Source organism: Lactobacillus sp. UMNPBX12 (assembly GCF_002553955.1).
Lineage (GTDB): Bacteria > Bacillota > Bacilli > Lactobacillales > Lactobacillaceae > Lactobacillus > Lactobacillus crispatus.
Genome location: NZ_PCYY01000013.1, coordinates 12684 through 36033 on the forward strand (window position 1 = coordinate 12684; position 23350 = coordinate 36033).

General features: G+C 38.3%; 21 protein-coding genes. 2 read left to right on the forward strand and 19 right to left on the reverse strand.

Annotation, left to right across the window (positions count from 1 at the left end; genetic code table 11):
• Nucleotides 1–15: 15 nt before the first annotated feature.
• Entirely contained in the window at nucleotides 16–438 is a 423-nt protein-coding gene (locus tag CP363_RS06445; protein ID WP_005720527.1) for a YslB family protein, read from the forward strand.
• Nucleotides 439–524: 86 nt separating this feature from the next.
• Nucleotides 525–899, forward strand: a complete 375-nt coding sequence (gene mscL / locus CP363_RS06450; RefSeq protein WP_005720528.1) for a large-conductance mechanosensitive channel protein MscL — start codon at nucleotides 525–527, stop codon at nucleotides 897–899.
• Nucleotides 900–952: 53 nt separating this feature from the next.
• On the opposite strand, the gene trxA is transcribed toward mscL, so the two are convergent.
• The 19 genes from trxA to CP363_RS06545 form a co-directional block, all read right to left on the reverse strand.
• Entirely contained in the window at nucleotides 953–1264 is a 312-nt protein-coding gene (gene trxA / locus CP363_RS06455; RefSeq protein WP_005720529.1) for a thioredoxin, read from the reverse strand.
• Nucleotides 1265–1346: 82 nt separating this feature from the next.
• Nucleotides 1347–3704 carry an endonuclease MutS2 gene (locus CP363_RS06460; protein WP_098036019.1) on the reverse strand — a complete coding sequence of 786 codons (2358 nt, stop codon included), beginning with the start codon at nucleotides 3702–3704 and terminating at the stop codon, nucleotides 1347–1349.
• Between the two features lie 57 nt (nucleotides 3705–3761).
• Entirely contained in the window at nucleotides 3762–4073 is a 312-nt protein-coding gene (locus CP363_RS06465) for a DUF1292 domain-containing protein (RefSeq protein WP_005720531.1), read from the reverse strand.
• Between the two features lies 1 nt (nucleotide 4074).
• Nucleotides 4075–4503, reverse strand: a complete 429-nt coding sequence (gene ruvX, locus CP363_RS06470) for a Holliday junction resolvase RuvX (protein ID WP_005720532.1) — start codon at nucleotides 4501–4503, stop codon at nucleotides 4075–4077.
• On the reverse strand, nucleotides 4503–4760 hold the full coding sequence (locus tag CP363_RS06475; protein ID WP_003549189.1) for an IreB family regulatory phosphoprotein: 258 nt from the start codon (nucleotides 4758–4760) through the stop codon (nucleotides 4503–4505). Before CP363_RS06475 ends, ruvX begins: the two co-directional genes overlap by 1 nt.
• 60 nt (nucleotides 4761–4820) lie before the next feature.
• A complete protein-coding gene (gene alaS, locus CP363_RS06480; protein WP_061204454.1) occupies nucleotides 4821–7460 on the reverse strand; it encodes an alanine--tRNA ligase in 2640 nt (879 codons plus the stop codon).
• A gap of 242 nt (nucleotides 7461–7702) precedes the next feature.
• Nucleotides 7703–9064 (reverse strand): DEAD/DEAH box helicase, encoded by a 1362-nt coding sequence (locus CP363_RS06485; protein ID WP_005720540.1) that lies wholly within the window; start codon nucleotides 9062–9064, stop codon nucleotides 7703–7705.
• The gene (locus CP363_RS06490) at nucleotides 9057–10013 is read right to left on the reverse strand and encodes a bifunctional oligoribonuclease/PAP phosphatase NrnA (RefSeq protein ID WP_023488881.1); all 957 of its coding nucleotides are present in this window, start codon (nucleotides 10011–10013) and stop codon (nucleotides 9057–9059) included. The genes CP363_RS06485 and CP363_RS06490 overlap by 8 nt, the downstream gene beginning before the upstream one ends.
• A gap of 63 nt (nucleotides 10014–10076) precedes the next feature.
• The gene (gene dinB, locus CP363_RS06495; protein WP_023488880.1) at nucleotides 10077–11195 is read right to left on the reverse strand and encodes a DNA polymerase IV; all 1119 of its coding nucleotides are present in this window, start codon (nucleotides 11193–11195) and stop codon (nucleotides 10077–10079) included.
• Nucleotides 11188–12639 carry a glucose-6-phosphate dehydrogenase gene (gene zwf / locus CP363_RS06500; RefSeq protein WP_098036020.1) on the reverse strand — a complete coding sequence of 484 codons (1452 nt, stop codon included), beginning with the start codon at nucleotides 12637–12639 and terminating at the stop codon, nucleotides 11188–11190. The genes dinB and zwf overlap by 8 nt, the downstream gene beginning before the upstream one ends.
• Nucleotides 12640–12742: 103 nt before the next feature.
• Nucleotides 12743–13135, reverse strand: coding sequence for a preprotein translocase subunit YajC (gene yajC, locus CP363_RS06505; RefSeq protein WP_198995783.1), 393 nt, complete (start codon nucleotides 13133–13135; stop codon nucleotides 12743–12745).
• A gap of 59 nt (nucleotides 13136–13194) precedes the next feature.
• The gene (ruvB, locus tag CP363_RS06510; RefSeq protein WP_013085871.1) at nucleotides 13195–14214 is read right to left on the reverse strand and encodes a Holliday junction branch migration DNA helicase RuvB; all 1020 of its coding nucleotides are present in this window, start codon (nucleotides 14212–14214) and stop codon (nucleotides 13195–13197) included.
• Between the two features lie 39 nt (nucleotides 14215–14253).
• A complete protein-coding gene (gene ruvA, locus CP363_RS06515; protein WP_013085870.1) occupies nucleotides 14254–14841 on the reverse strand; it encodes a Holliday junction branch migration protein RuvA in 588 nt (195 codons plus the stop codon).
• Nucleotides 14841–16766 (reverse strand): DNA mismatch repair endonuclease MutL, encoded by a 1926-nt coding sequence (mutL, locus tag CP363_RS06520; RefSeq protein ID WP_098036022.1) that lies wholly within the window; start codon nucleotides 16764–16766, stop codon nucleotides 14841–14843. Before mutL ends, ruvA begins: the two co-directional genes overlap by 1 nt.
• Nucleotides 16766–19342 (reverse strand): DNA mismatch repair protein MutS, encoded by a 2577-nt coding sequence (gene mutS, locus CP363_RS06525; protein ID WP_089145334.1) that lies wholly within the window; start codon nucleotides 19340–19342, stop codon nucleotides 16766–16768. Before mutS ends, mutL begins: the two co-directional genes overlap by 1 nt.
• A gap of 258 nt (nucleotides 19343–19600) precedes the next feature.
• Nucleotides 19601–21226 (reverse strand): chaperonin GroEL, encoded by a 1626-nt coding sequence (groL, locus tag CP363_RS06530; RefSeq protein ID WP_005720558.1) that lies wholly within the window; start codon nucleotides 21224–21226, stop codon nucleotides 19601–19603.
• A gap of 53 nt (nucleotides 21227–21279) precedes the next feature.
• Nucleotides 21280–21564, reverse strand: coding sequence for a co-chaperone GroES (gene groES, locus CP363_RS06535; RefSeq protein WP_005720560.1), 285 nt, complete (start codon nucleotides 21562–21564; stop codon nucleotides 21280–21282).
• Nucleotides 21565–21745: 181 nt separating this feature from the next.
• A complete protein-coding gene (locus CP363_RS06540; RefSeq protein WP_098036023.1) occupies nucleotides 21746–22261 on the reverse strand; it encodes a hypothetical protein in 516 nt (171 codons plus the stop codon).
• Between the two features lie 45 nt (nucleotides 22262–22306).
• Nucleotides 22307–23275, reverse strand: coding sequence for an NlpC/P60 family protein (locus CP363_RS06545; RefSeq protein ID WP_005728606.1), 969 nt, complete (start codon nucleotides 23273–23275; stop codon nucleotides 22307–22309).
• Nucleotides 23276–23350: the final 75 nt, after the last annotated feature.

Consider the following 23350-nt stretch of genomic DNA (forward strand, 5'->3'; position numbering starts at 1 on the left):
AAAAGAATAAAAGGGATGAACAAGTTTATGACAGAAAACACAGAAAACACAAACGAGCACGTATATTTTATTAACCAACTTTACCGCGATTTCCTTTTGCCAACTATTTTAGGCGATGATGACGCCTCAATTCTTTATTGGGCTGGCAAGAGAATCGCGCGAAAATATGATTTAAGTGATTATGATGATTTAGTTGAATTCTTCAACATGGCTGAATTTGGTAAGCTAGAAAAAGTTAAAGAAAGACGATCATTTACTACTTACGAATTAAGTGGCCAAACTGTCACTGATCGTTTGAATAGCGCCAGCAAGGAATTCTCCCTTGAAGGCGGAATGATCGCGGAAGCATTTCAAAAATCAACTGGTCGAACCACCGAATGTGAAATTAATATTTTAGATAAAGAAAAGAAAGTTCAATTTATCGCTCGCTTCGGTTAAAAGCAAATTGATAGACTATAAATAACCACTCATATATACTTTAGTTAAAATCGCATTTATATATATATTAGATATAGGAGTAGAGCATGATTAAAGAATTTAAAGAGTTTATTTCACGTGGCAATGTAATGGACATGGCAGTTGGTGTAATCATTGGTGCTGCCTTCACTGCTATCGTACAATCTTTAGTAAAAAACTTGATCAACCCCCTACTTGGGATCTTTGCCGGCAAAATTGATTTTTCTAACCTCGTTTTTAAGGTTGGGGATGCTACATTTAAATATGGCAGCTTCATCAATTCTGTCATTAACTTCTTGATCATTTCATTTGTGGTATTTTTAATGATCAAGGCTTTAAATAGAGTAATGCCCAAGAAAGAAAAAGAAGCTGGTCCAACTGAGGCCGACTATTTAGAAGAAATTCGTGACTTGCTAAAAAAGCAAGTAAATCAAAATAAGTGATATATCAAAAAAGCTTGAGGCAACATCGTCTCAAGCTTTTTTTGATTTTTAAATTAATCAGTATATTGATCCAAAATTTGGTTTAACTTTTCTTTTGGAGTGTAACCAGTAATTCGGTCTACAATATTGCCATCCTTCTTTACGATTAAAGTAGGAATAGCCATAATACCCAAATTCTTAGCTGTATCTTGATTTTGGTCAACATCCATCTTGTAGAAGTTAACGTCTTGACGTTCTTCAGATAATTGATCAATTACTGGTGATTGCATCTTACATGGACCACACCAAGTTGCCCAAAAGTCTACTAATGCTACACCATTCTTAGTTTCTTCTTCAAAATTTTGATCATTAATTGCTTCAACCATAATTATTACCTCACATTTTTTCAATTCATTTATTTATATTATAAGTATATTCTATTATACTTACTTTTTGCAAGTAAGACGCTTACTTTAATTGTACAATTGTGGCACCATTGCCACCTTCATTAGCTGGTGCATAATTAAAGTTCTTTACATGATTGCTGCTGCGGAGATATTGCCAAACACCTTTTCTAATCGCACCAGTACCAATACCGTGAATAATCGTAACCGTATCAAGTCCTGCCAGTAAAACAGAATCAATATATCGATCCAAATTAGTCATTGCTTCATCATAGCGTTGACCTCGCAAATCCAGCTCGCTATGAGCATTACTTCTTCTAACCGCACTGGTTGCTCTAACAGTTTGTCTAGGCTTAGTACTTTCGCCCTTTTCAATTCTCTCAATATCGCGATCACTAACCTTAACTTTGATAATTCCCATCTGAACCTCATATTCATGTTCAGATAATTTCTTAGTAATCGTACCTGTCTGACCATATGAGAGGACCTTTACTCGATCGCCTACACTTACATGGTGACGACGTTTTTCACGCTGTAAGACCTTATTATGAGCCAAATTATTAGCCTGACGCTCTAAACTGTTGAGTTCGCCTTTAGCTTCAATAATCTTATTTTCCTTGACGCCCATGTTCTTTTGTTTTTCAAGTTGGGCAATAATCTCATCAGCTTTTTTACGGCGTTTGGCAACAACTTCATTAGCTCGCTCTTGTGCAAAATCAAGCTGTTTTTGTACACGTTGGTTATACCAATCAAGTGCTTGTTGCAACTTTTGCTCCAATTTTTGGCTCCGATCCAAACTGGTTTGCAGACGATTGCGAGCCACAGCAGCTGCCTTGGTTTGCGTATTCAACTTGGTGATCATCTTATTAATATCAGAATCTTCATCTGACATTAAGTTCTGGGCATTTTTGACAACATCTTCACGCATCCCTAGCTTGCGGGCAATGGCAAAGGCATTACTATGACCAGGAATACCAATCTGCAAATGATAAGTTGGCGACAAGGTCTTTAAGTCAAATTCCATTGAGGCATTAGTCGTCCGTGGCCGATTATAACCATAAAGCTTCAATTCAGGATAGTGCGTTGTCACCATGATCTTAGCATCTTTTTTACGCAAAAAGTCTAAGATACTAATTGCCAAACTAGCACCCTCTTCTGGATCAGTCCCTGCACCAATTTCATCAATTAAAACTAAGGTCTCAGAATCAACATTCTTCATGATCGCAATAATATCATTGATATGTGATGAAAAAGTACTTAACGATTGTTCAATTGACTGTTCATCGCCAATATCAGCATAAACTTGCTTAAAGACGCCAACCTTGCTACCTTCTTCAGCCGGGATAAATAATCCAGACTGTGCCATCAATTGAAGCAATCCTGCTGTTTTTAAGGTAATTGTCTTACCACCGGTGTTAGGCCCCGTGATCAGCATAGTATCAAATTCACCACCTAAACGAATGTCATTAGGTACTACCTTTTCTGGGTCAATCAATGGGTGACGCGCTTTTAATAAGTTCAAAGAATGGTCTTGTGTCAGACGAGGCTCACTTGCCTTCATTTCTTTTGCTAACTTGGCTTTAGCCTGCAAGAAATCTAGTTCAGTTAATGCAGCCGCAATATTATTCAAACTAGTAATTTCTTCACGAGCCAAATTAGATAAGTGCTTCAAAATATTACGAATTTCTTGTTTTTCTTGAGCAATTAAATTCTGTTGGCGGTTATTAAGGTTTAAAACGGCTTCCGGCTCTATAAACAGTGTTTGACCACTGGCACTTTGATCATGAACTACCCCACCAAATTTTGCCCGATATTCTTGCTTAACTGGAATAACATAGCGTTCATCACGAATAGTCACAATTTGCTCAGATAAATACTTACTACTATTGCCCTTAGTATAAGCATCCATCTTATTCTTAATTTCCTCTTCATTAGAACGTATATCATGACGCAAACGAGCTAGTTCATGTGAGGCTGTATCTAATACCTCACCATCATAATCAACTGATTTCTTTAATTCTCTAAATAAAAGATCCGGCACATCTAATTGATCTAAAATTTCATCAATTGCAGTTAAATCCAGTTTGTTTGGATCTATTTCTGCCAAAAAGTCATTAATTTCATGAGCTAAACTTAATACTAATAATAAATTACCTAATTCCTTAGCATTTAAATTAGCTTTCACGCTTAAACGTTTAGTACTTGGACGTACGTCCTGAAAGTCCGTTAAAGGAAGTTGTCCCTTAATTCGTAGCAAATTAGTCAAAGCTAAAGTCTGCTTTAACTCATTTTGTACTTGTTCAAAATCACCACTAGGTAATAATTCCTCCGCTTCTTTTTTAGCGGGACCAGTAATCGCTAATTTACTCAAGCGCTTAGTAATTTCGCCAAATTCTAAAATCTCTAATATTTTCTTGTTCATTTTTATCTTTTTTCTAAAACTAACAAAAAGGACCAGCCACAGCCAGTCCTCTTTTTATTATTTACCACTCAAGCGATCATCATCTAAGAAAGTATTTAAAACTCCCTGGACCATGTCCCACTCATCATCAGATTCAATCTCATGCAAATCGCTACTTGTTACATCGCCGGCATCATCGGCATCATAACTGAAAGCTTGCACCTCAATATCTTCATCATCGCCAACAGCGGCTGGATAAAGAAGCACGTAAGATTTGTCATAATCATCTGAATGAAAAGTAAATAATATCTCATACAATTCTTCATTACCTTGATCATCAATCAAAGTAATTTGACGATCTTGATCGTCACCATTAACTTGTGCTGCCATTTTAATCCTTTCGGTGTAAATCTAAATAATTTTGCAAGATGAGCACCGCTGCCATCTGATCAATTACTTGTTTACGCTTCTTGCGATCATGGATCCCTGCATCCTCAACAAGTACTCGTCGTGATTCAATTGTTGTCAATCTCTCATCAGAATAATGTACAGGTAAACCAAACTTTTCCTCTAGTCGTTTGCCGTATGCCTTACTTCTAGCTACGGAACTACCAGAAGTACCATCCATATTCTTAGGTAAACCTAATACGAAACCGTCAACTTCATATTGTCTGACTAGCTTCTTCAATGGACGCATACCAAAGTTATATCTGCTTTCATCAATCTGGATAGTCTCCAACTTCTGGGCAGTAATTCCTAGCTCATCGCTAATTGCTACTCCCACAGTTTTAGAACCTACATCTAAACCTAATAAACGCATTATTTATTCTTACCAAGATAACTCTTAACAAGTTCTTCAATAATCTCGTCACGTTCGTGCTTAAGAATCAAATTACGGGCATCGTTATGCCGTGGAATATAAGCAGGATCGCCAGAAAGTAAGTAACCTACAATCTGGTTAATAGGATTATAGCCCTTTTCTTCAAGCGCATTGTAAACATCTTGCAGAGTATCATAAACATTTTTTCCTTTGTTCTGATTAAAGTCAAAATGCATAGTCTTATCTAGCGAACTCATATTTATTCCTCCTGTCAACAATTTTACTTGAAAAAAAGCTTAAACACAATTAATTAATTCTTAGTTCTTAGAAATTTCGTCAATAACTGCCTTAATAGCATCATTCAAGCCTGCTGGATTCTTACCACCGGCTTGAGCCATGTTTGGACGGCCGCCACCGCCACCGCCAAAGATTGGGGCAGCGATCTTGATTAAGTTACCTGCTTTAAGGCCCTTGTCTAATGCCTTTTGGCCTAAGGCAATAATCATATTAGCCTTGCCAGCATTTTCAGCAGCTAAAACTAAAACATCAGACTTGTTGCCGCTCTTCCAGTTATCAGCAAGTTCACGCAAGTCATTCATCCCGTTAACATCTGCAGTAGCAGCAATGACAGTCAAGTCACCAGCTTGTTTAACGTCATTAAAGATTTGACCAGCCTTAGCAGCATTGATCTTCTTGTTCAAAGTTTCAACTTGCTTTTGAGCATCGTGCAAATCACTTTCAAGTGAATCAATCTTATCGACAATGTTATCTGGCTTGGTTGCCTTAACTTCTTCTTGAATATCATCAAGTAAGTCTGAACGGTTTGCCAAGTATTCATAAGCCTTCTTAGAAGTTACAGCTTCAATTCTACGCATACCAGCACCGACAGCTGATTCTGAAGTAATCTTGAAGATTCCAATTTGGTTAGTATTGTCCACGTGAGTACCACCACAGAATTCACTTGAGAAGTCACCCATTTGAACAACACGAACCTTATCACCGTACTTGCTATCAAAGAGGGCTAAAGCACCCATCTTTTCACCCTCTTCAGGGGTAGTGATAGTAGTCTTAACTTGAATAGCTTCCCAAATCTTTTGGTTAACCAATTCTTCAACGGTCTTAAGCTCACGCTTGGTCATTGGTTCCATTGCAGTAAAGTCAAATCTTAAGTAGTCAGGATCAACTAATGAACCAGCTTGGTGAGTGTGTTCACCTAAGACTTGACGAAGAGCAGCGTGAAGAAGGTGAGTTGCTGAGTGAGAGTGACGTAACCCTTCACGACGTTCCTTATCTAACTTCAATACGTATTCTTGACCCTTTTCAACTGGCAAAATAAGGTCAACAAAGTGTAAGTTTTGGTCGTTAGGTGCGTGTTGGACGTCAGTAACTTCAGCTACTAATTCGCCATTTTGGTTATAAATCTTACCATGATCAGCAACTTGACCACCACGTTCTGCGTAAAATGGAGTCTTGTCAAAGACCAAAGTAGCATGTTCGCCATCGGCCTTATCAACCAACTTATCATCAACAACAATGTCAACTAGCTTTGCATGTGGTTCTTCGTAAGTATCACGTTCAAAGACTGACTTATCCTTAATGTTCATTAAAGTTACATCTTGACGTCCCATTGATTGAAGGTCACCACGAGCTTTACGTGCACGCTCTTTTTGAGCAGCCATTTCTGCGTCAAAGCCCTTCTTGTCAACCTTAAGGCCAGCATCTTGTGCTGATTCAAAAGTCAATTCATATGGGAAGCCGTAAGTATCGAACATCTTGAAGGCATCTTTACCTGAGATAGTCTTGTCCTTTGACTTCTTAGCCTTGTCAATCAAGTCATCAAGCAAAGTCAAACCAGTATCAAGAGTTGATTGGAATCTTTCTTCTTCGTTTTGGATTACGTTTTCGATAAAGCCACGTTGGTCCATTACTTCTGGGTAGTGACTTTCCATAATCTTACCTACAACTGGAACAAGCTTGTAAAGGAAGGCACCCTTGATGCCCAAACGTTGACCGTTCAAGTCAGCACGACGGATCAAACGACGTAAAACGTAACCACGGCCTGAGTTTGATGGAAGAGCACCGTCAGCAATCGCAAAACTTACGGCACGAACGTGGTCAGCGATAATCTTGAAAGCAGTAGTGTCTTCCTTGTTAACGCCGTACTTCTTGTCATCAGTCATTTCTTCAGTGGCGTGAATAATTGGCAAGAACAAGTCGGTTTCGAAGTTTGTTGGAGCATCTTGCAAAATTGAAAGAACACGTTCTAGTCCCATACCAGTATCGATGTTCTTATGTGGTTGATCGACATATTTGCCATTTGGCAAGTGGTTGTATTGTGAAAATACGATGTTCCAAATTTCAAGGTAACGTGCATTTTCACCACCAGGGAAGTTTTCTGGATCATCTTCAGCAACGTCGTTGTTTTCTTGACCACGATCGTAGAAAATTTCGGTATCAGGACCACATGGACCTTCACCAATATCCCAGAAGTTATCTTCCAACTTAACAATATGATCAGCTGGCATCCCTGCCTTTACCCAAACATTAAATGAGTCTTCATCTTTTGGATAAACAGTACAGTAAAGCTTTTCCTTTGGCAAGCCAAGCCAATCAGGACTAGTTAAGAATTCCCATGCCCAAGGAATAGCTTCATCTCTAAAGTAGTCACCAACTGAGAAGTTACCAAGCATTTCAAAGAAAGTTTGGTGACGTGCAGTCTTACCAACATTTTCAATATCGTTGGTTCTGATTGACTTTTGAGATGAAGTAATTCTGTGATTCTTTGGTACAACTGAGCCATCAAAGTACTTCTTCATGGTAGCAACACCTGAGTTAATCCAAAGAAGAGTTGGGTCATCTTGTGGGATTAATGATGCACTTGGCATAATCATGTGACCATGATCCTTGAAGAAGTCTAAAAACATTTGGCGAAACTCTGAACTATTTAGTTTCTTCATTAAAATAAATCTCCCTAAAAATAAATAAAAAACACTATTGCTTTCTTCAAGGACGCTCCACGCGCGGTACCACCTTGATTGCAACAGTGTTTGTTACCTCTTGATATTCTTAATTATGAAACTTAAAGGAGCATTTTTTGACTATTATTAAGCCATTCTCATCTAACTGGCTCTCTCTTTGAAATAATTGATCAAAAAACATATCTTAAGCTGAAATAATTGTACTACAAAATCCGCTTCTGTCAAAGCCCTTGTTCACGCTTGCGCTTTCTCAAACGTTTTGCCTTACGAACCTCATGACGCTGTTCCAACTTACGTTTTTGACGATTATCCTCTTGAATCGCACGCTTAATCTTCTTCTTGTAACCTGGCTTACGCTTTCTCTTCTCTTTTTTAACGTAACCCACCAGCTTGGTATCAAGCTTACGATTCTTGCTTTGACGATTTTCACGACTGCGATAGTGTTTACGTGGCACTAATTCACCATTTTTAATTTCAACGAAGTCAAAATGAACACCCATCTTTTCCAATTCTTCAATTCGGTTCATTTCTTCTTCACGAATTAAAGTTATCGCATGACCAGATAAGCCATTACGCCCCGTCCGGCCAATCCGGTGAATCACGAACTCAATATCACGTGGTATTTCATAATTGACAACCAGACTAACACCATCAATATCTAAGCCACGAGCAGCTAGGTCACTAGCTACCACATATTGATACTGTCCTTGCTCAACCTGACGCAGAGTACGCTTTCTTTCACGTTCAGTTACCCCACCGTGAATTTTAGCTACCTTCAAACCCTGATCTTGCAAATAATTAGTCAACTCATCAACCTTTTGCTTAGTGTTAGCAAAAACCAACGCCAAATATGGTTGTCCCATAGTTAACAATTTGTACAAGACATTCTTGCGATCCTTTGAGCCAATATCAAGCAAATCGTTTTTAATCGTTGGCGCAATAACACTAGGATTATCAATAACGATCTCATCAGGATGAGCCATATATTTGCGTAAAAAGTTAGACAATTTAACTGGAATAGTTGCTGAAAAGGCAGCAATTTGGACATCCTTCGGCAATTTAGCAGCAACTTGATCAATGTCGTTCAAAAAGCCCATGTCCAAGGTCATGTCAGCTTCGTCGATAACAAAAGTTTTTACTTGATCAACTGCAAAAACCTTCTTTTGAACAAAGTCTAACAAACGTCCTGGAGTTGCAATCACCAATTGTGGAGTATTATTTTGATACTTTTCTAATTGACGTTCACGATCAGTTCCGCCCGCAAGATGTGCAATTGAAAAATGCATCCCTGCCGCATCACGGAGCTGCCGTGCTACTTGATAAAGCTGATCGGCTAATTCACGACTAGGCAAAGTAACGATTGCTTGAACATAGCGTTTATCTTCTTCAATTTCATTAAAAATTGGTACTAAATAAGCATGCGTTTTTCCTGAACCAGTTGCTGCTTGCACTACTACACTCAAGTCAGACAACATAGCAGGAATAACTTTCTCCTGCACCTTAGTTGGCTTTTCAAAATGGATCTTCTTTAAACCAGCCTGAATAGCTGGTTTAATTCTTGAATCTATAAAAATATTATTCATGATCTTCTTTAAACTTCTTAGTTACTTCAACGACTTCCGCAAATACCTGCTTTACTTCGTCCATATCCTTAGCGTTAGCACCACTAGCTAATGCATGACCACCACCATCATGCTTAGCAGCTAATTCATTGATTACAGGACCCTTTGAACGGTAATGTACGCGGAAAGTACCATCTGGTTTTTCAACAAAAACATTCCAAGCAAGCACATCTTTAATACGTCCTGGAGTAGATACAGCAACATTTGCTTGATCATCAGTCAAACCTAACTTCTTCAAGTCTGACTGCATCAAAATTGTATAAGCTGCACCAACGGGATCAATTTCCATCTTGTCCATTGCCAAGGCTTGCAATTTTGCCTCATCAAAAGTTACATCAGCAATATTACGAGCGATTTCAGTAATGTTAATTCCAGTAGAAGCTAATTGAGCAGCCACCTTAAAAGTATGCTCTGAAGTTTCTGGATACATGAAACGACCGGTATCGCCTACAATTCCAGCATAAAGTGGGTAAGCAACTTCCTTGGTAATCTTAAAGCCCTCTTCATTCAAGAAGTCTACAATGATTTGGCATGCTGCTGGAGCATCTGGATCTACGTAACTCATATCAGCATATGGATCAACATCTGGGTGGTGGTCAATCTTAATTAAAAAGTCACCCTTATCATACAACTTATTAGAAATTCTTGGTGTATTAGCGGTATCAGTAGTAATTACCAAAGCACCTTCGTAATCAGTTGCCTTGACTTGATCCATGTGGTTAATCCAAGCTAAGTCGCCTTCATCGTTTTCCCCAGCACAAAGAATGCGCTTGTCCGGGAATTTTTCCATTAATGCTCTAGCTAAACCAGCTTGTGAACCAATTGCGTCTGGATCAGGACTAGTGTGGCGGTGCAAGATAATTGTAGGATATTGCAAGATTTTTTCATAAATGTCATCAAAACTACTCATTTTTAATCTCCTCATCTTGTAAAAATATCTGTATCTAGTTTACCAGAAAAATAGCTTTATTTATTAGTCGAACAAACTGATTGATTGATATTTTTTCTTTTCAAAGTCAGTTACAGTGACTCCCAATAAACGAATTCCATCATCTAAAAAGGAACTTGTTGCTTCGAACAAGTCACGAGCCACATCATAAAAATCTAAGTGACTATCAGAAGGTGTTTTCAACTTTTTTCTCTTGGTTACCGTATCAAAATTATTATTTCTTACTTTAATAACAACAGTACCTGCCTTAAAATTGCGTTTTTTTAATGCTGCTTCCAAATGATTGCAATAGTTACGAATATTGGTTAGGGCTTCATCCTCAGTATAAATTGCAGGCTCGTAAGTCCGCTCCATGCCAATTGATTTTCGATTAGCCTCTGAGTCTGTAACAACAGGTCTTAAATCTATTCCACGTGCATGTTGGGCTAAAATATACCCCATTTTCTTAAATTTTTTAATTAAGGTTAAAACCTCAACTTTTTGTAAATCTGCCCCAGTATAAACACCTATCTGATGCAGCTCTTCTTGCGTCTTCGGTCCAATACCAGGAAACTTCTCAATCTTTTGCATTGCTAAAAAGTTCTGCACTTCACTAGGCAAAATTACGGTTCGACCAAACGGTTTGGCGTATTCTGATCCCATTTTAGCTAAAAACTTATTATAGGAAACGCCAAAAGACGAGTTTAAGCCTACTTCTTGCCGAATCCTTTTCTGTAAATCTAAAGCAATTTGAACTGCAGACTCCTGCTCTATCTTTGGATGTGTCACGTCTAGATAAGCTTCATCTAAAGCCACTGATTCAACCTGATCTGTCACATCATGCATAAAAGAATGGATTTTAGCTGACACTGCACGATATTTATCAAATCGTGGTCTAGTAAAAACTATTAGCTCCTTGGGAACCAAACGTACTGCTTGAATTGCGGCCATAGCTGAATGAACGCCATACTTACGAGCTACATAATTGCAAGTAGCCACTACTCCATGTCCACCATTTTGTCGTGGATCTTGCCCAACAATCAATGCCTTATTTTTCCATTCGGGATGCTCCTGCATTTCAACCGAAGCGTAAAAAGCATCCATGTCCAGATGAATAATCCGACGATGGATGTCATTTTGCGGTAATAAATTTTCTTTATTCATAAATCCAATGTTCAGTTGGTGACTCAAAGATTGTATTAGCTTCCTTTGGCCCCATTCTGTATGGCAAATATTGTGCAATGGCCGGATTGCCTGCTTCATTTTCCTTCTGCCAAGCATCTTCAACTGCATCGATAAATTCCCAATAACGCTTCAATTCGCTCCAGTGCGTAAAGTTAGTTGAATCATTGACAAAAACATCATGAAGCAATCTTTCATAACCATCAGGTACCTTAGCCATTTCGGCTTTTGAAAATTCATAAGTTAAGTTTTCACGGCGAATTCCTGGTTGGTCAATTCGTTTGCCATTAATAGTAAAGTAAATTTCACTAGTTGGGTCAATCACGATCGTAATATTGTTAGAATGAGCTTGCCCATATGGATTATTAATATGCTTTAAAACAATGTCAATCCGGTTCTTCTTTTCTTTGAATTCCTTACCCGTTCTAAAATAAATTGGTACGCCAGCAATTGGTCCCTCATTAAACTTAGCTTTACCTGCAACGAAGGTTTCAGTAGTTGACTCTGGATCAACATTTGGCTCTTGCTTATAAGCAAAAGTAGTATCACTACCCAAATATTGACCACGAACAAAGTATTTCTTGACATCATCTGGCGTAGGAATAATTAAACTCTTAAGCAAATCTTGCTTGGCTTGGTGAACACTAGCAGAAGAAAGATCCTTAGGTTCTGGCATTGCTAGCAGAGTAATAATTTGAAAAATATGGTTTTGTACCATATCACGTAAAGCACCTGAAGTATCATAGTAACCTCCACGTGCTTCCACGCCAAGACGTTCTGCCAAGGTAACTTGGATATTCTTAATATACTTGCTGCACCAAATATTTTGAACCATTGGGTTAGTAAAACGCATTGGCATGATATTTTGAACCATTTCTTTACCTAAATAGTGGTCAATTCTAAAAATATCATTTTCATCAAATGAAGCCGTGATTTGCTTATTTAATTCCTCTGCTGAAGCCAAATCATGACCAAATGGCTTTTCAACTACAATTCGATTAAAGCCACTACCAGTCAAGTCTTGGTCATTAATATGCGTTGCTATTGTGCCAAAGAATCTTGGTGCCATAGCCATGTAGAAGAGACGATTGCCTTGTGCACTATAACGATCATCGAGCTCTTGTGCCAAGTTTTTCAAAATCTCATAGTGTTCCACATTAGTTACATCATGTGATTGATAATAAAAATGACTTGCAAAAGCTTTCAACTCATTTTCATCAACAGTATCGTGCGTTTCATGAATAGCATCACTAACCTGCTCACGCAAATACTCATGTGACCAAGGACGACGAGCAGTTCCAATTACTGCAAAGTTATCGTGAATTAAGCCTTGTTCATACAAATTAAACAAAGCTGGATAAAGCTTGCGGTGAGCCAAATCACCACTACCACCAAAAATAATCATTACAACGGGAATATTCTTCATTTCAGATCCCTTTCTTTGAACTAAAATTGTCACTTCTATTTTACAACAAGGATTTTTTTAGCAAAACAAAAAGCGCCTAAAATGACGCTCTTAAGTAATATGATTACTTATCCTCTTTTTTAGTTTCGTATGCTTTTTCTTCCGGCTTTTCTGCTGGAGCTTCAGCCTTAGTTTCAGCTGCAGGAGTTGCTGGTGCAGCAACTGGAATCACACGACGGACAGCCATTCTTTCAAAAGTTAAGTAAATGCCATCTGCATCAACCACGATAGTCTTATCACTGTTGATCTTGTCAACCTTACCATGCAAACCATCAACTAAGATGACTTCGTCACCCTTCTTCAATTTGTCCATCATTTGCATTCTTTGTTGTTGTTGCTTCTTTTGAGGACGAATCATACCAAAGTAAGTGAAAGCGATCAAAATAATAAATAAACCGATCATCATCCAGTTGCTACTTGCTGCAGCACCGGCATTTGCTAAAAATAAAATGTTCAAAATTTCCACCTCATTAAAATTATTTTCTAGATATTATAACCATTATACAGAAAATGGGACTATTTATCACCTGGAATTGGTAATCCTAACTGTAAATATGCTTTATCCGTCACCATTCTGCCACGCGGCGTGAGTAAAATAAAACCATGCTGCAACAAATATGGCTCATATAGTGACTCAATCGTTTCCATATCTTCACCAACATTAGCTGCCAAAGTCCGAATACCAACAGGACCACCATTATATCCTTCGATCATCGTTCTCAATAATCTGCGGTCTGTCTGATCAAGTCCCTCATCGTCAACCTGCAATTGTTTTAACGCGCCTTCAGTAGTCTCGAGCGAAATTGTTTTTTCTCCCTTAACTTCCGCAAAATCACGCACCCGCTTAAGTAAGCGATTGGCAACACGAGGTGTACCACGCGAGCGTCGTGCCAATTCATGGGCCGCCTCAGGCGCAATTGAAGTGTGAAAAACATCACTTGAACGCAAAACAATTTGTTCTAGCTCATCGATAGTGTAATACTGCATGTGCTCTACGATGCCAAAGCGATCACGCAAAGGTGCTGACAATTGCCCAGCCAAAGTCGTTGCCCCAATTAGAGTAAATGGTGGCAGCGGCACGTGAACTGCATGAGTAGTCTGCCCCTCGCCAATCACAATATCGATATAGTAGTCTTCCATTGCAGAGTAGAGTACTTCTTCTACTGGTTTAGCTAAACGGTGAATTTCATCAATGAACAAAACATCCCCAGGATCTAAGTCGGACAAAAGTGCCACCAAGTCGCCTGACTTTTCAATGGCCGGACCACTTGTACTCTTTAAATGAACTCCCAATTCATTAGCAATTACGAAAGCCAAAGTTGTCTTTCCTAACCCCGGTGGTCCATAAAGCAAAACGTGATCTAATGCTTCATCACGTTGGCGCGCCGCCTTAATATAAATGCTCATTTCTTTTTTGACCCGCTTTTGACCTAAGTACTGGTCGAGCGTTTGCGGCCGCAAAGAAAGTTCCATTTGTTGTTCTTCAGGATTCTCAATATCACCTGAAGTTACTTGATCTTCTGCCACCAGTTTCACTTCCTTAAAAAATAATCATCTGTTCTATTATACCAAGATCTACTTTTTAAGCAGTAATGCTAAGCCCTTTTTAATATATTGATCTGCAGTATTTGCAGCAACTTTCTCCAGTTTAGGCGTGATCCGATCCACTTCTTTTTGGGTATAACCCAAAGCAATTAAAGCAAGCAGTGCATCATTTAATGCTGGCGGCACATCCTCACCATTGTCTGGACGATCAAGCCGAGCAACATAATCACCTAATTTACCCTTTAAATCAAGCACAATTTGTGAAGCCGTCTTTTTACCCACACCTGGAAAACGAGTTAGGTACTTAACTTCACCTTGTTCAATCGCTTCCGCCAAAGAATTACTATCCTCAGCTGCCATGATTGCCATTGCACTCTTAGGACCAATCCCGCTAACACTAAGTAGTTTTAAGAACAAGCCCTTATCATCTTGACTTTGAAAACCATATAAAGTAATGCCAGTATCACGCACCACTTGCTCAATAAAGACCTTAGCTTTTTGGCCTTGAGTATAGGCAAAGGGTGTAGGACTATAGACCTTGTAGCCAACGCCCCCGACATCAACTACAACATAGCTTGGTGTAACCACAGTAATCACACCTTCAAAATATTCGTACATTATTCATCCTTCTTAAACATTTTTCTCAATTCATTTTGGCTCATTCTAACTAAAATTATCCGTCCATCTGCATCATGATATGGATCAGTACACTTGCGTAAATCAAGTAAAATTTGCTCAGCTTCAGCTGCAGATAATTTAATCTTGCCAGTAATTTCTCGCTTAGCTTGCATTGCTGCTATCCGGCTAAACAGGTTCTTTGCCTTTCCTTTATCCACATTCAAATAACCATCTAAAATCTTCCGAATTGAATCTTCGACATTATCGTGAATCCAAGTTGGATACGAACGAACAATAAAACTATTTTGTCCAAAATCTTCCAAATAGATTCCAACCTGCTTAATCTGTTCTACTTGATCCTTAATTTGCATAAAATCAAGATTACCAAATTCTAAAATAATTGGTGTTAACAAACCTTGTTGTACTACTTTTTTGGCAGTTATCATGTGAAAAATTTGCTCAAATTTTAACCTTCGTCTAGCAGCAACCTGATCAATTAAAAATAGGTCGCCATTATGTTGGGCAAGTAAATAAGTATCGGTCTGTCCAACATAAACCAAGCGAGGCAGATTATTAGCTAAAGTTTCATCCCCACTTGAAATGACTTCCTGATTAGTCCTAGTTGTAGGAAATGGCGTTAGTGCTTGCTGCAGAGCAACATTTTGTTCCCAGGTCTTAGTAACGATATATTGATCATCTTCACGTGGCTGATTAAGATCAACATATTTCTTTTCACTATCATGCTTTACCGCCTCATTTTGAATATTATCTTCTGAATCATCAGATTCAATCGTTAAAAATTTTGGCTTTTCTTGTTCGCAAATTTCCGGTTCTTTTTTACGAGCTGTATTTACAACATCTTGATTTAAGTTAAAACTAAGCTGATCAACTAGCGTATCACGTTTATTTTCCAAATTAGCAAAAGCGCTAATTTGTTCAACTTTTTCCACAAGTGTATTACTAATTGCACTGGTGATTAAACGACCCAGTTCTTTTTCCTTGGATAAACGAACTTCCTGCTTAGTGGGATGCACGTTAACGTCCACTAACAAAGGATCTACTTTAATTGCTAACACAATAATCGGATAATGCCGCGCTGCTAATTTTGAGCCATAGCCATCCAGAATCGCAGTATTTAATTGAAAATTTTTAATATAGCGGCCGTTTAAGAGAATCGAAATAAAATTGCGTGTAGAACGTGTTAATTCCGGTTTAGACATCAGACCTGTAATCTTAAAATCGCTGTCTTTTGCCTCAAATTTTTCCATTTTTTCTGCGATATGACGGCCATACACGTTAGCAACTGTTTGCTTTAAATTATTATTTCCTGGCGTTCTTAATAAAATTTTGCCAGTATTTGACAAAGTGAAAGACACATGTGGATAACCTAACGCAAGTCGATTAATAATATCCACAATCTTCATAATTTCAGTTCTTGGACTACGCAAATACTTTAATCTGGCTGGCGTGTTAAAGAACAAATCCTTGACTGTAATTTTTGTTCCCTTACGAGCCGCTGCATCTTCTTGGCCTTTTTTATTGCCTCCACTATAGTTAGCTCGAATACCAATTGCGTTTTCAGTTGCAGTCAGAATTTCCACATGGCTAACAGCAGAAATCGAAGCTAATGCTTCTCCGCGGAAGCCTAAAGTGGAAACTTTAAATAAATCGTGTTCATTGGCAATCTTGCTTGTCGCATGTCGGGTAAAGGCTAGATCAACTTGATCACGTGCAATCCCCATCCCATTGTCTTGAACTACAATCTGTTTCAAACCAGCATCTACAAAATCAACGCGAATTCGAGTAGCACCAGCATCTAACGAGTTTTCTACTAATTCCTTAACTACGCTAGCTGGGCGCTCAATTACTTCTCCGGCTGCAATCTGATTAGTTAAAGTTTCCGATAACTCATGAATTTTGCTCATTAATCGTCATCCTTTAAATCTTTTTGCCAATCAGCTACCATTTGCATAACCTGCAACGGTGTCTTATCTGCTAAATAAAGATTAGAAATATCATCAAGTATATCTTGTTGTGCATCAGTTATTGCGGGCTTGTCATTTTGTGTTTCAGTTTCTTCAACACTGTTTTCCACAGGCTCTGCAAATAAATCTAATTGCTGCGAAACTGGTGCTAGTTCACTGCCTTGTGCTTCAAGCCGCTTTAATAATTTAGTTGCCTCTCGCAAAACGTTGCGCGGCAAACCTGCTAATTGAGCTACATGAATTCCGTAACTTTGATCAGCAGGTCCAGGTAGGATTTTATGCAAGAAGATTAACTTGCCATTTTCTTCGGTAGCACCAACGTGAATATTTTTCAGATGATCCAGAGTCTCATCCATCACTGTCAATTCATGATAGTGCGTAGCAAATAATGCCTTAGCACCAACTTTGTCGTGTAAGTACTTAACAATTGCACCAGCTAAAGCCATTCCATCGTAAGTAGCCGTACCACGACCAATTTCGTCAAAGAGAACCAAACTGCGCTTAGTAGCATACTGCAAGGCTTCATTAGCTTCACTCATCTCTACCATAAAGGTACTTTGACCTGAAATTAAGTCATCAGCTGCTCCAATTCTTGTAAAAATTTGATCAAAAATTGGCAAATCAGCACTATCAGCTGGCACAAAGGAACCTACTTGAGCCATGATCGCAATCAAAGCCATTTGTCTCATATAGGTACTCTTACCAGACATGTTAGGACCTGTAATTAAATAAATGTTGGTTCCTTCATCCATTTTGACATCGTTAGGAATATATGAACCAGCCGTCATTACTTTTTCCACAACTGGATGACGGCCGTTAGTCACATTAATATCTTGATTATCTGCGTGAAAAGTTGGCCGGCAATAATTATTTTGTTCAGCTACTGTCGCAAAACCACAATAAACATCCAGCGCTGCTAGTTGCCCACCTAATTTTTGTAAAGCAGGGATATACTTCTTAACGTCCTCACGCAGCTTAACAAATAAATCATATTCCAAGTCAGTTGACCGTGTCTGTGCCTCAAGAATTAGATTCTCATGTTCCTTGAGTTCCGGTGTGATATAACGCTCAGCGTTAGTCAAAGTTTGTTTACGCGTATAACGATCAAGTGGCACCTTAGACTTGTTACCGTTAGAAACCTGAATATAATAGCCAAAGACCTTGTTATAACCGACCTTTAAGTTATCAATACCTGTCTTTTGCCGCTCATCTGCTTCCATCTCAGCCAACCATTTTTTTCCATTGTTCATGGCATCCCGATAGCGATCAAGCTGCGGATCAACCCCACCTTGAATCAGGCCACCTTCAGTAGTCAACACAGGTGGATCCTTCACGATAGTGGAAGTAATCATTTCGGCAACGCCCTTTAATGGATCAATTTTTTTAGCAAAATCGACCAAGATATCTGAATCTGATTGCTCTAAAGCATCTAAAATAACTGGAACGGCCTGCAAAGAACGTGATAATTGTAGTAATTCGCGCGCATTAACGTTACCAAAAGCAATTCGACCAGTTAAACGTTCCAAGTCGTAAACACCTTTTAAGGCATCAACTGCATTTTCTCGTGTAAAGTAGCCATCAAGCAAGGCCTGCACCATTTCTTCACGATGGTTAATTTCATCCATGTTTAATAATGGACGAGCTAGCCACTGCTTAAGCAAGCGTCCACCCATGGCAGTGTGTGTTTTATCCAAAACCCAGAAAAGTGAACCCATTTTTTTGCCAGTTTTGGCAGAAGCAACCAATTCCAAATTATTCTGCACAGTATGTGACATCTGCAAATATTGATTTACTTCATAGCTTTTGGCAATCTGCAAGTGCGCTAAACTTCTCTTTTGAGTTGAAAGCAAATAGCCAACTAACTGACGGGTAGCCTCTTTTTCAGCCCCATTAGTCAAATTCTGTTCAACATAAGAAATTTCAGCATGTTCACCTTCAATTGGAGTAGGACGAGAAATCGTAATGTTGGCCTTGTGCATAAAGTCTTTATTTTGTTCAGATAATGACCCGTTATACACAACTTCACGAGTACGAAGTGACAAGAGCTCATTGGAAACAGCATCGAAACTCTTTAAATGAGTAGCATAAATTTCACCAGTGGATAAATCACTGTAGGCTAAACCAAAGCCACTCTTAGTGGTAATTACTGATGTTAAGTAATTTGAATCTTTAGCATCATTTGGGCCTTCATTCATCATGGTTCCCGGCGTCACTAATTGAATAATTCCCCGTTTAACCATGCCTTTGGCCTTTTTAGGATCCTCAAGTTGTTCACAAAGTGCTACTTTATAACCCTTTTCAACTAAAGTATTTACATAAGTATCCACAGCCATATGAGGCACACCTGCCATTGGAATTGGATTCTTAGTTCTATTTGATCGGTGCGTTAAAGTCAATTCAAGAATCTGTGCACCTTTAACTGCGTCATCTTCAAACAGTTCGTAAAAGTCTCCGACGCGATAAAAAAGAAAGGCATCAGGATATTGTTTTTTAATTTCGTAATATTGCTCCATCATTGGAGTTGTTTTTTCCGTCATTTATGTCTCTTTCCTATTTCGTATTTTAGATAGAGTTACGTACAATATTATACGCTACAAAAAGAAAAACTTCGAAGCTGAACTGATTGTTTAACTTCGAAGTCATTTTAATTATATTTGTTTTTGAACTAGAGTGAGAGTTTGTGCATAAGTTTAGTGCTAAAGCACTGTAAATGAACTTGATTACTTCGTAATCAAGAATTATATATCTAAATGCTAAAGCATTAAGATATATAATTACATACCCATTCCTGGTGCACCAGCTTGTGGAGCTGGGTTAGCTGGCTTTTCTTCAGGAATTTCTGCAACAACAGCTTCAGTAGTAAGCAGAAGAGCGGCAATTGAAGCAGCATTTTGCAAAGCGGTTCTGGTTACCTTGGTTGGGTCAATGATACCAGCATCTACCATGTTTTCCCAAGTATCAGTAGCAGCATTGTAGCCAATTTCGTTTTCTTGCTTGAGTAAGTGGTTCAAAACAACTTCACCATTCTTACCTGCGTTTTCAGCAATTTGACGAACTGGTGCTGACAAAGCTCTTAATACGATTTGGATACCAGTATTTTCATCTGCAGTATCAGCCTTAAGATCATTGATAGCCTTCTCAACGTCTACTAAAGCAGTACCACCACCAGCAACGTAACCTTCATCAACAGCGGCACGAGTTGAGTTCAAAGCGTCTTCAATTCTGTAACGACGTTCCTTCAATTCGGTTTCAGTAGCAGCACCTACGTGGATAACAGCTACACCACCAGTTAACTTAGCAAGACGTTCTTGAAGCTTCTTCTTGTCAAAGTCTGAAGTTGATTCTTCAATTTGCTTTCTGATTGAATCTTCACGTTCTTGAATAGCATCCTTTGAACCAGCACCGTCAACAATAGTAGTTGAGTCCTTGGTTACAGTTACACGACGAGCTTGACCTAATTGATCAATCTTAGTGTCCTTTAATTCAAGACCTAAGTCATCAGTAATCACAGTACCACCAGTCAAAGCAGCAATATCTTGTAACTGAGCCTTACGACGGTCACCAAAGCCAGGAGCCTTAACAGCTACAACGTTGAAGGTACCACGAATCTTGTTCAATACAAGTGTTGGAAGAGCTTCACCAGTAACGTCATCAGCAATGATCAATAATGACTTACCTTGTTGAACAATTTCTTGAAGAAGTGGCAAGATATCTTGAATGTTTGAGATCTTCTTGTCAGTGATCAAAATGTAAGGATTATCAAGATCTGCTTCCATCTTATCGTTGTCAGTTACCATGTATTGTGATAAGTAACCACGATCAAATTGCATACCTTCAACTACTGAAAGTTCAGTATTGATACCACGTGAATCTTCAATAGTGATAACGCCATCGTGACCAACCTTTTCCATAGCGTCAGCGATTAAGTTACCAACTTCCTTTGAAGATGATGAAACTGCAGCTACGTTAGCAATTTGGTCTCTTGATTCAACCTTGTGGCTAATCTTGTGCAATTCATTAACAGCAGCTTCAGTAGCTTTTTCAATACCACGACGAATGCCAACTGGGTTAGCACCAGCAGTTACGTTCTTCATACCTTCATTAGTAATTGCTTGAGTCAAAACAGTTGCGGTAGTAGTACCGTCACCAGCAATATCATTAGTCTTTTGAGCAGCTTCAGCAACAAGTTTAGCACCCATGTTTTCGTAGTGGTCCTTTAACTCGATGGATTTTGCAATGGTAACACCATCGTTAGTGATGTCAGGGTTGCCGTAACTTTGTTCCAAAACAACGTTTCTACCCTTAGGACCAATAGTAGTCTTAACAGTATCAGCTAACTTATTAACACCCTTTAAAAGAGAACGTCTTGCATTTTCTGAGAATTTAATATCTTTTGCCATAGATTATCTATGCTCCTTAATTTACTTAATTATCGTTGGAAATTTTAACTAAATTACTTAGCAATAGCTAAAATGTCTTTTTCGTGAAGGACTAAGTACTTTTCACCTTCGTATTCAACGTCAGTGCCTGAGTATTTATCGTAAAGAACTACGTCACCCTTCTTAACAGCCATTGGAATCTTTTCACCGTTTGATGCGTAAGCACCTTCACCAACAGCTACAACTTCGCCTTCAGTTGGCTTCTTCTTAGCATTTGATGCTAAAACGATGCCACCAACAGTTTCTTCTTCTTCTTTCTTAACTTTAACGATCACGCGATCACCAATTGGTTGTAACACGTTTAGTCCCCCTTATGTTTAATTTTCTTCATTATATTTTTTATTACTTTATTAATCATTAGCACTCTTATTTGCTAAGTGCTAACTTACAAATATGATAATAAACTGTTTTGTGAAAAAAAGCAAGAAAAAATTAGCACTTTTTTCAATTGAGTGCTAATTTTGATTTTTCTTAACTTTTTTAACTAATTACAGTAATCAAACCATCAATAATGCCGTAAGTTAATCCCATTACATAGTACTTCTTATAAGCATCCCAGAAATCATGGCATTCTTTCTTATCTTTACCATCAATAAAAAAATATTTACCACTTTTTCTGCTGCTAAAAGTCTTAACCAAAGCATAGAAAACAGCAACTAGCGCCATAATAATGAAGAGAATGATTGGGATGAAGTAGCCAATAATATTTTGTAAGTTATATGCTACACCTGCTGCAATTACCACTAATAGATAAATTACAGCAACTAGTGGATTGCAGATCAAACGTGGCATTTTTACTTTAACCGACAATAACAGCGATAAAAGTAGCGGCAAGCTTAAGATAATTATTAAAACTAACACGTAAATATTATTGATCTCTTTTAATTGAGACGCAAAAGTATGATCAAGCTTACCCCAGAAAATACTTAGAATACCTACTACCCAATAGACAGCCGTCATAATCCAGACATGTTTAAGCGTGCTGTTCTTTTTCATTCTTATTATCCTTTATTGATTAGCAAAATTATAGCATAGAGCATACTATTTAACGGGGCGAGCATAAGTGATTCGACCTTTGGCCAGCTTATCGCTCAGTGAGCTACCTAAACTAGAGCGGTGCACATCATCTACACCTAAGTTGCCGCCCTCTTCAATAATTTGCGTGTCCCAACCATCATATTTGCCATCAACAATTGCTGCATGTCCGTTTTGACCAACACCATTGCCAGTATTAACAATCACAATATCACCTGGGCGAATATTCTTGGCAGAAATTTTCTTCAAATAGCCATGCGTACTTTTAGCATCTCGTTCCATTGGCAGAGTAAAAAATGGAGCATTTCCTACACGATATCCTGCTCTCTTCATTACGATCCACACAAATCCTGAACAATCAGTTGAACCGTTTTTATTAGGATGACGCCAACTGCCAAAATTAGTTCGGTATGCACCTGTTCCATAAGTGAAATAGCCTAATAATTTACGAGCATTCTTAATCACTCTATTATGATATCCTGAATCATCGAACATCGCTGGAGATGGATCCTCATTAATATTGTCATACCAAGCTATGTCAAAATTCACATCATCAGAGCTTAATTCTGTTGACTGATCTGAATCATCATTCACATCATCTTGTGCCTGATATGCCTCAAGCTTTGCTTTTTCTTGAGCATAATTTAAAACATTATTTTGTTTAATGTATGCGTTAGGACCGATCTTATAATAAGCAGTACCATTAATCGTCTTAGTTCCTTGCACATTAATGAACTTGCCTTCATATAGTTGTGATTCAATTACTGGAACATTACCGGTTTGTATCTGACCACGTGTCTTAAAACTGGTCCTCTTACCATTACTCTTATACACATTAGAAGTAGTTTTAACTACATAATCTGTCTTAGGATTAGGCACTGTTATCGCTGCCTTTATTTTAGAGCTAGTTAGATTAATGCTAAAGACAGTTAATCCAGTTACTAATACTCCAATAACTCCACTTTTTAACTTCATAAAACATACCCTCACTTTGTTTTTCTTTATAGAGAACATTTTACTCAAACTTAAAATTGAAGTGCAACACTTAGT